Annotated in this window: 8 protein-coding genes; 6 read left to right on the top strand and 2 right to left on the bottom strand. The window is 66.8% G+C overall.

Translation table 11 applies throughout. From position 1 onward, the window contains the following. Positions 1-189 precede the first annotated feature (189 nt). The 5 genes from QRO91_RS20650 to QRO91_RS20630 all read left to right on the top strand — a co-directional run bounded on the left by QRO91_RS20650 (position 190) and on the right by QRO91_RS20630 (position 6,167). Positions 190-1,365: a phosphoglycerate kinase gene (locus QRO91_RS20650; RefSeq protein WP_049427409.1), complete on the top strand. Its 1,176-nt coding sequence runs from the start codon at positions 190-192 to the stop codon at positions 1,363-1,365. Further along, positions 1,362-2,015 (top strand): HAD hydrolase-like protein, encoded by a 654-nt coding sequence (locus tag QRO91_RS20645; protein ID WP_049427413.1) that lies wholly within the window; start codon positions 1,362-1,364, stop codon positions 2,013-2,015. The genes QRO91_RS20650 and QRO91_RS20645 overlap by 4 nt, the downstream gene beginning before the upstream one ends. A 210-nt stretch (positions 2,016-2,225) precedes the next feature. Then, positions 2,226-3,692: a pyruvate kinase gene (gene pyk, locus QRO91_RS20640; protein ID WP_049427416.1), complete on the top strand. Its 1,467-nt coding sequence runs from the start codon at positions 2,226-2,228 to the stop codon at positions 3,690-3,692. Between the two features lie 195 nt (positions 3,693-3,887). Then, positions 3,888-4,892, top strand: a complete 1,005-nt coding sequence (locus QRO91_RS20635; protein WP_049427418.1) for a class I fructose-bisphosphate aldolase — start codon at positions 3,888-3,890, stop codon at positions 4,890-4,892. 129 nt (positions 4,893-5,021) lie between these two features. Then, complete coding sequence (locus QRO91_RS20630) at positions 5,022-6,167, top strand: hypothetical protein (protein WP_049427421.1); 1,146 nt, start codon at positions 5,022-5,024, stop codon at positions 6,165-6,167. Between the two features lie 92 nt (positions 6,168-6,259). On the opposite strand, the gene QRO91_RS20625 is transcribed toward QRO91_RS20630, so the two are convergent. Beyond that, on the bottom strand, positions 6,260-6,859 hold the full coding sequence (locus QRO91_RS20625; RefSeq protein ID WP_049427424.1) for an O-acetyl-ADP-ribose deacetylase: 600 nt from the start codon (positions 6,857-6,859) through the stop codon (positions 6,260-6,262). A gap of 237 nt (positions 6,860-7,096) precedes the next feature. Further along, complete coding sequence (cysK, locus tag QRO91_RS20620) at positions 7,097-8,056, bottom strand: cysteine synthase A (RefSeq protein ID WP_049427425.1); 960 nt, start codon at positions 8,054-8,056, stop codon at positions 7,097-7,099. Between the two features lie 207 nt (positions 8,057-8,263). Between cysK and QRO91_RS20615 the strand changes: the two genes are divergently transcribed. After that, on the top strand, positions 8,264-9,247 hold the full coding sequence (locus QRO91_RS20615) for a LysR family transcriptional regulator (RefSeq protein WP_049427427.1): 984 nt from the start codon (positions 8,264-8,266) through the stop codon (positions 9,245-9,247). Positions 9,248-9,408: the final 161 nt, after the last annotated feature.

The following is a 9,408-nucleotide window of genomic DNA, read 5'->3' as shown; positions in this document are numbered from 1 at the left end:
AGCCCACACCGCCCCGGCCCACCCCCGGCTTCTTGAAGCGCCAGGGGTTTGGATTTTGAAGTTGGTTTTGCGGTTGCGTTTGCCCTGCGCGTCTGCCTGCCGCAGGCATCGGCCCTCCCACCACCCGCACCCGATACAATGGCCATCTGCCGCATCCCGGCATCCCGTCCCTGAGCCAAAGAGTTGCCCATGTCCATCGTCCGCATGACCGACCTCGACCTCTCCGGCAAGCGCGTGCTGATCCGCCAAGATCTGAACGTGCCGATCGAGAATGGCCGCATCACTTCCGAACAGCGCATCACCGCTTCGCTGCCGACGCTCAAGCGCGCGCTGGAGCAGGGCGCGGCGGTGATGGTCACCTCGCACCTGGGTCGCCCGAAGGAAGGCGTGTGGACCGAAGCCGACTCGCTGGCACCGGTGGCGGGGCGCCTGTCCGAGCTGCTCGGCCGTGAGGTTCCGCTGGTGCGCGATTGGATCGACGGCGTCGACGTGCAGCCGGGCCAGCTGGTGCTGCTGGAGAACTGCCGCATGAACGTCGGCGAGGGCAAGGACGATGACGCCCTGTCGAAGAAGTACGCCGCGCTGTGCGATGTGTTCGTGATGGATGCCTTCGGCACCGCGCACCGCGCCCAGGCCTCCACCCACGGCGTCATCCGCTTCGCCCCGGTGGCTGCCGGTGGCCCGCTGCTGATGGCCGAGCTGGATGCACTGGCACAGGCGCTGGATGCACCGGCCAAGCCGCTGCTGGCCATCGTCGCCGGCAGCAAGGTCAGCACCAAGCTGGAACTGCTGGCCAACCTGGTCGGCAAGGTCGATCAGCTGATCGTCGGTGGCGGCATCGCAAACACCTTCATCGCCGCCGCCGGCTACAACGTCGGCAAGTCGCTGTACGAACCGGACCTGCTGGATACCGCGAAGAAGATCGTCGCCGATGCCAAGGCACGTGGCGCCGACATTCCGCTGCCGGTGGACGTGGTCACCGCCAAGCAGTTCCTGCCCGACGCCGTCGCGGAAGTGAAGGCGGTCGACGCCGTTGCAGAGGACGACCTGATCCTGGACATCGGTCCGCAGACCGCCGCGCAGTACGCGCGGCTGATCGAAAAGGCCGGCACCGTGGTCTGGAACGGCCCGGTCGGTGTGTTCGAGTTCGAGGCCTTCAGCAAGGGTACCGAAGCACTGGCCCGCGCCATCGCCAGCTCGCCGGCCTTCTCCATCGCGGGCGGCGGCGACACTCTGGCGGCGGTCGACAAGTTCGATATCGCCAAGGACGTCAGCTACATCTCCACCGGTGGCGGCGCGTTCCTGGAGTTCCTGGAAGGCAAGACCCTGCCGGCAGTGGCGGCACTCGACGCGCGCGGCGCATGAGTGCCGACCACGGCAAGGATGTCCTGTTCTTCGATCTGGACGGCACGCTGATCGATTCGCAGGTGGGCATCACCGCCTGCATCGCCTACGCGCTGCAGAAGATGGACCATCCGGTGCCGGCGCAGGAAACGCTGCTGGGCTGGATCGGTCCGTCGCTGCGCACCACTTTCGCGCCGCTGTTCGGTGAACCGGCGCGGGTGGAGCAGGCGGTGGGCTATTACCGCGAGCGCTTCGACGCCGAAGGCTGGCGCGAGCACACGGTGTACCCGCAGATTGAAGACACGCTGCGCGCGCTGCATGGTCGTGGCCACCGCCTGGCGGTGGTCACTGCCAAGAACGAGCCACACGCGCGGCGCATCCTCGCCCATCTGCCATTTGGTGGATTGTTCGAGGAGATCGTCGGTTCGACCCTGGATGGCTCGCGCAGCCACAAGCCGGAGCTGGTCGGCGAAGCGCTGCGTCGGCTGCAGGTGCAGCCCGCGCAGTGCTGGATGATCGGCGACCGCCGCATGGACATCGAGGGCGCGCGCCACCACGGTCTGCGAAGCGTGGGCGTGCTGTGGGGCTTTGGTGGCGAAGCGGAACTCACCGAAGCCGGTGCGGGCCAGCTGGCCCGTGAGCCGGCACAGCTGACCACGCTGTTGGCCTAGGCTCCTGTAGAGCCGAGCCGATGCTCGGCTGCTTCGGCGTGTACCCAGCCGAGCATGGGCTCGGCTCTACAGAATGCCCTGCGCCAGCGTATGTCCGGACCATGTCCGTTCCATGACCCGCGAAGTCAGGCAGCACAAGGCTGTAACCGTATACATGCGACGTGAAGGATGTGCTAATTTCCGTTCTTTATCGGGAGAGGCCCATTCACCATGTTCGAGCGTCAGCGTCGCACCAAGATCCTTGCCACCCTCGGCCCGGCCACCGATCCGCCGGGCGTGCTGGAGGATCTGTTCCGCGCCGGCGTCAACGTGGTGCGCCTCAACTTCAGCCATGGTGACCCCTCCGGCCAGGCCAAGCGGGCCGCCGAAGTGCGTGCCGCCGCCGCCCGCGTGGGCGTGGAAGTGGGCATCCTGGCCGACCTGCCGGGCCCGAAGATCCGCATCGAGCGCTTCGCCGAAGGCAAGGTGCAACTGAAGGCGGGCAACCGCTTCGACCTGATCGCCAGCACCAACGCCGGCCCGGGTGATGCCACCCAGGTCGGTGTCAGCTACCTCGGCCTGCCGCAGGACGTCGGCCCGGGTGATGTGCTGCTGCTCGACGACGGCCTGATGCAGCTGCAGGTGGTGGAGGTGCAGGGCGAACGCATCATCAACACCGTGCTCAACGACGGCGTGCTGTCCGACCGCAAGGGCCTGAACAAGCAGGGCGGCGGCCTGTCGCTGGGCGCGCTGACCGAGCGTGACAAGGAGCTGATCGGCATCGTCGCCAAGATCGGCGTCGACTTCATCGCCGTGTCGTTCTGCCGCAACGCGCAGGACATGAACGATGCGCGTGACATCGCCCGCTCGCATGGCTGTGATGCTGCGCTGGTGTCGAAGATCGAGCGCACCGAGGCCATCGAGAACCTGGAAGAAATCGTCGAGGCCAGCGACGTGGTGATGGTGGCCCGTGGCGACCTTGGCGTGGAAATCGGCGATGCCGAACTGCCGGGCCTGCAGAAGAAGATCATCAAGGCCTCGCTGGCGCAGAACAAGGTGGTGATCACCGCCACGCAGATGCTGCAGTCGATGGTGGAAAGCCCGATCCCGACCCGTGCCGAAGTGCTGGACGTGGCCAACTCGGTCATCGACGGCACCGATGCGGTGATGCTGTCGGCCGAGACCGCTGCCGGTGCCTGGCCGGTCAAGGCCGTCGAAGCGATGGCGCGCATCTGCCTGGGGGCCGAGCGCCAGTTCCAGACCGAGACCGACTTCAACGCTTCGCCGCGCAACCTGGAACGCGCCGACCAGGCCATTGCCATGGCCACCATGTTCCTGTCCCAGCACGTGGGCGTGCGCGCGATCGTGGCGATGACCGAATCCGGTGGCACTGCGCGTTACCTGTCGCGTTTCCGTGCCAAGGCGCCGGTGTTCGCGGTCACCCGCCATGACGGCGCACGCCGTCAGATGGCGCTGATGCGCGATGTCTACCCGATCAACTTCGACAGCCGTGGCCTGACCCCGCGCGAAGCGGCGCGGGGCAGCATCCGCCTGCTGGTCGAAGCCGAACTGCTGCAGGCCGGCGACCGCGTCGTGTTCACCAGCGGTGAGCATATGGAAACCCTGGGCGCGACCAACACCCTGCGCCTGCTGGAAGTGGGCGACGACGGCCGCGCCATCGGCCTGGGCGACCTGTAAGAAAGGGCCGCATCGGGCGGGAGCCGCCATGCGGATCCGGCCCGGGGTCAGATCCCCGCAGGGGCTCTGACCCCCAACGGCAGGACATTCTTTGTCCTGTGCAGACTTGGAATCGTTTCCATCCTGCCCTCGACACCGGGGCAACGGGCAGCGGGGCTATACTTACGTTTTTCCCGCACCCGCCACAGGAAATACATGAGCATCGAACAGCTGGCCGAAACCGCCCAGGCCATGGTCGCCCCGGGCAAGGGCATCATCGCGATCGACGAATCCACCGCTACCATCGCCAAGCGTTTCGCCGGCGTCGGTATCGAGAACACCGAGGAGAACCGTCGTGCCTACCGCGAGCTGCTGCTGACCACGCCGAAGCTCAACGAGCACATTTCCGGCGCCATCCTGTACGACGAAACCATCCGCCAGTCGACCAAGGACGGCGTGCCGTTCGCCAAGTACATGGCCGACCACGGCATGATTCCGGGCATCAAGGTGGACAAGGGTGCGCACCCGCTGGCCGGCTGCCCGGGCGAGCTGGTCACCGAAGGCCTGGACGGCCTGCGCGAGCGCCTGCAGGAGTACTACAAGCTGGGCGCGCGCTTCGCCAAGTGGCGTGCGGTCATCAACATCGGCGAGAGCATTCCGTCGGGCACCTGCATCGAGTCCAACGCTCACGCGCTCGCCCGTTACGCCGCACTGTGCCAGGAATGCGGCCTGGTGCCGATGGTCGAGCCGGAAGTGATCATGGACGGCGACCACGACATCGAGACCTGCTACGAAGTCACCGAAGCCACCCTGCGTTCGCTGTTCGACGCGCTGTACCAGCAGAACGTGCTGCTGGAAGGCACCATCCTGAAGGCGTCGATGGTCATCTCCGGCAAGAACTGCGATGAGCAGGCCGACGTCGAGGAAGTGGCTGAGTCGACGGTGATGTGCCTGAAGAGCACCGTGCCGGCGATCCTGCCGGGCGTGGTGTTCCTGTCCGGTGGCCAGAGCGACGAACAGTCGACCGAGCACCTGAACGCGATGAACCAGCTGGGCAACCTGCCGTGGCCGCTGAGCTTCTCCTACGGCCGCGCCATGCAGCAGGCCGCGCTGAAGCTGTGGGCCAAGGACATGAAGGGCAACTACGCCGCTGCCCAGAAGACCGTGTACGAGCGCGCCAAGGACAACGGTCTGGCCGCGCTGGGTAAGTGGAACGGTTGATCCGTCCCATCGCTGGATGAACAGGGCAACGCCGGCATCACGCCGGCGTTTGCTTTTGCGGGTATCGTTTCCGGCCCCGCGCGCCCGGCCGGCACGCGGGAACTACATGGAAGGCCAAGGAGAAACAACATGCGTTTGGCAGTACTCACACTGACCGTTGCCGCGGTCCTGGTCGCCAGCGGTTGCAACCGCATCGGCAGCAGTGGTGACGCAGGCAAGGCCGCGTCGCTCGATTTCGACAAGCCGGTGTCCGGCGAGATCACCTCGCGCAGCGGCATCAACTTCAACGACGGCAGCCATCACCAGCTCTACCAGATCAAGCTGGAAGACAAGGATCTGGTCGGCCTGAAGCTCACCGGTGCCCTCAGCGGCTCGATCGCCGTGTTCAACAACGGCAGCCTTGTTTCCACCAGCAACACCGGTTACGAACGCGAAGGCGACGTCTCGCTGGCGTTCCGTGCCAATGGCGGCGGCACCTACCAGGTGGCGGTCAATGCCGATGGCCCGACCGCCTTTGGTCCGTATCGCCTGCGCGCCGAGAAGCTGAAACCCTACGACGGCAAGCCGTTGGCGGGCAGTGGCGAAATCGTGGACATGCTGGCCAGTGACTCGCAGGACTACACCCTGCAGGTGGACAAGGCCGGCCTGTACGAAATCCGCCTGGTGTCGGACGTCTTCGATCCGGTACTGAAGCTGTCGGGCCAGGGCGTTGAAGCCGAAAACGACGATGGCAACGACAGCACCAACTCGCGGCTGACCCTGTCGCTGAAGCCGGGCAAGTACACCTTGACCGCGCGCGGCCTCGGCAGCGGTGTCAATGGCATGTTCACCCTGTCTGCCACCCGCATTGAACTGCCGGGCAATCTGGTCGAGCGCGATGGCACTGCCCTGCCGAAGTCGGGCAGCGTGTACACCATGCTGGACAACGAAGGCCGTCGCCGCTTCCTGCTGACGCTGGATCGTACCGCCGACGTGCGCTTGGATGCGATCTCCAGCCAGGTCGATACCGTGCTGCGCGTGGTCGGTGGCGATGTCGAGCTGACCGACGACGACGGTGGCAACGGTACCAACTCGCGCCTGGAGGAGACCCTGCCGGCCGGCCATTACACCGTCGACGTGTCCAGCCTGAACAATGGCGCAGGCATGGTGGAAGTGCGCGTGCAGGTGGATGGTGCCAGCGCTGACGGTGCCGCCGCCTCCGCGGCCCGCGCTGCTGCCGACGCTGCAGCCGCCGTGGCCGATGACGCTGCTGCGGTGGAAGCTGCCAGCCGTTGAGCGTGATCCACGCCATGCGTGGATGACATCAACGGTGCAACGGAAAAGGCCGGGCAATGCCCGGCCTTTTCTTTTCCACGCTGCGTCGCGTTTCAATGCGCGGCGGCAAGGCCTGCATCGCCGAGCGGCGGCAGCATCGCGCCGCGTGGCTCGCTTTCCGTGGTCTGGCCGGCGGCGGCCAGCGCCTGCTGGTAGGCCTTGGCGGTGGCCGTGTTGAACGCGACCAGCACGATGCGCATCGGTTGCGCGTGGCTGCGCTGCCATGCCAGCGTTTCCGTCACCGCGATCTGTGCAGCCTGGTACAGCGGATAGCCATACACGCCGCAACTGATGGCCGGGAACGCGATCGACTGTACGCCCAGCGACTCGGCCAGCTGCAGCGATTTCCAGTAGCAGTTGGCCAGCAATGCCGGTTCGTCGCGCTGGCCGTCGTGCCAGACCGGGCCGACCGTGTGCAGTACGTGTCGCGCGGGCAACGCATATGCGGCCGTGGCACGCACCTCGCCCGTCGGGCAACGCACGCCCGGGCGCAGCTCCGGCAGCTGCTCGCATTCGGCCAGCAATGCGGGGCCCGCTGCGCGATGGATCGCGCCGTCGACACCGCCGCCACCGAGCAGTGTTTCGTTGGCCGCGTTGACGATCGCATCCACCGCCAGGGTCGTGATGTCGCCCTGCCAAACTTCGATCTTCATGCGTCCGTCTCCTGCCTGTGAGGTGATCCGCGCAGCATCTGCGCCGGCTGTTCCCACGGTAGGGGACAGGGCATCGATACTGCGTCATGACCGTCTCACGCGCTGCGATCCGACGGCCTTCACGCACGATGGCGGGCGACGCCTTCACGCAGGCTGAAGCGGGGCGCACGCCGGGCATGGCCCGGCGCTACCCGCAGTCGCATGTCGGTAGCCCCGGCCCATGCCCGGCGAATCGCATCACGGCAGGCCGGCCAGCCACTCGTCGTCGGAGCCTTCGTTCACATCGGCAAACAGCGGCGTGGAGAAGTAGCGTTCACCGGTGTCCGGCAGCATGGCCAGAATCACTGAACCCGGTTCGGCACGTGCGGCCACGTCCAGGGCACTGGCCACGGTGGCGCCGGCGGAGATGCCGACGAAGATGCCTTCCTCCGCCGCCAGCCGGCGCGCGGTGGCGATGGCGCGGTCGTCGTCCACCGAGACCAGTTCATCCACCACATCGCGGTTGAGCACGTCCGGCACGAAGTCCGGGGTCCAGCCCTGGATCTTGTGCGGCTTCCAGTCATCGCCCTTCAGCAGTGCGGCGCCGGCCGGCTCGGTGGCGATGATGCGGGTCTGCGGGCGCGCGACCTTCAGTACTTCACCTACGCCGGTGAGCGTGCCGCCGGTGCCCCAGCCGCTGACGAAGTAGTCCAGCCGCTTGCCGGCGAAATCGCGCAGGATTTCGGCGGCGGTGGTGTTGCGGTGATACGCCGGATTGGCCGGGTTGGCGAACTGGCTGGCCAGGAACCAGCCGTGCTGCTCGGCCAGTTCGCGCGCCTTGCGCACCATGCCGCTGCCGCGTTCGGCGGCCGGGGTCAGGATCACCTTCGCGCCATACGCGCGCATCAGCTTGCGGCGCTCCACCGAGAAGGTCTCGACCATGGTCGCCACGAATTTGTAGCCGCGTGCGGCGGCGACCATCGCCAGTGCCACGCCGGTGTTGCCGGAGGTGGCCTCCACGATCGTGTCGCCCGGCTTGAGCAGGCCGCGCGCTTCGGCGTCGAGGATGATCGCCAGCGCCAGGCGGTCTTTCACCGAGCCGCCCGGGTTGAACGACTCGACCTTGGCGTAGAGGCTGACCTGCGGCGGCGCCAGGCGCTGCAGCTTGACGATGGGGGTGTTGCCGACGGTATCGAGGATGGAGTCGTACAGGGCCATGGAAGCGCTCCGGAAACGGGGCCGCGCCGGGCTTCGGCGGGCGAAGGGGGGAGGGCTGGCTGTTAGGCCAGCGGCTGCCGGCTGACCGTAGCGCCGGCATATGACGCCCGGAAATGACCAGATACCTTTCTTAAACAACCTTTGGTTATAAGCTGGTGACGGCAATTGACCCTAGAGTGGACCTCCGCCCCACGCCGCCCGCCTCCCATGACGCTGACCCAGCTGCGCTACCTGGTTGCCATCGCCGACGCCGAGCTGAACATCACGCTGGCCGCCTCGCGCGTGCACGCCACCCAGCCCGGCCTGTCCAAGCAGCTCAAGCAGCTGGAGGACGAGCTCGGCTTCCTGTTGTTCGTGCGCAAGGGCCGCAGCCTGGAATCGGTCACCCCGGCCGGCACCGAGGTGATCGCCCGCGCCCGCGCGGTGCTGTCCGAGGCCAACAACATCCGCACCTACGCTGCCAACCAGCGCCGCGAGAGCCAGGGCCAGCTGATCCTGACCACCACCCACACCCAGGCGCGCTTCGTGCTGCCGCCGGCGGTGGCAGCCATCAAGCAGGCCTACCCGCAGGTGAGCGTGCACCTGCAGCAGGCCGGTGAGGCCGACGCACTGGACCGCCTGAACCAGGGCGATGCCGATATCGCGATCATCAGTACCGCCGGTGGCGAACCCACCGATGGCATCGCGGTGCCGCTGTTCCGCTGGCGACGGCTGGTGGTGGTGCCCAAGGGCCATCCACTGGATCGCGCCGGTCGTGCACCGGACCTGGCCGCGCTGGCCCGCCAGCCGCTGATCAGCTATGAATCCTCGACCCGCCCGAACTCGTCGTTGCAGCGCGCCTTCGCCGCCAACGGGCTGGTGCCGGACCTGGCGCTGACCGCGCTCGACGCCGACCTGATCAAGACCTACGTGCGCACCGGGCTGGGCGTGGGGCTGCTGGCCGAGATGGCGGTCAGTTCCAACGACGAAGACCTGAGATCGTGGCCGGCGCCGGACCCTATCAGCGAGTGCATCGCCTGGGCGGTGCTGCCGCGCGACCGGGTGCTGCGTGATTACGCGCTGGAACTGGTGCATGTGCTGGCACCGCAGATTGATCCGCGCGACCTGCGAAGAGTTCTGGATGGCAACCAGGCCGCTGCCTGGCCGGTGCCACCGACCTGGGAATCCCTGACCCAGACCATCACGGTGTGAGGTTGGTCGAGCAGGGCTTGCAGCCCTGCATCTGCCGCGGCATTCAAGCAACAGCAACAGCAACAGCAGAAGCGGCATTCCGTGGGTTGGCGGGGCGGTGTCGGAGTGCGGGGACGCTGCAAGTACGTCCCTGTAAGCTTGGCAGCCGCATCCATGCGGCT

Source organism: Stenotrophomonas maltophilia group sp. Smal32 (assembly GCF_030237085.1).
GTDB classification, from domain to species: Bacteria; Pseudomonadota; Gammaproteobacteria; order Xanthomonadales; family Xanthomonadaceae; genus Stenotrophomonas; species Stenotrophomonas maltophilia_Q.
This window is presented reverse-complemented; position numbering and strand designations above follow the sequence as displayed.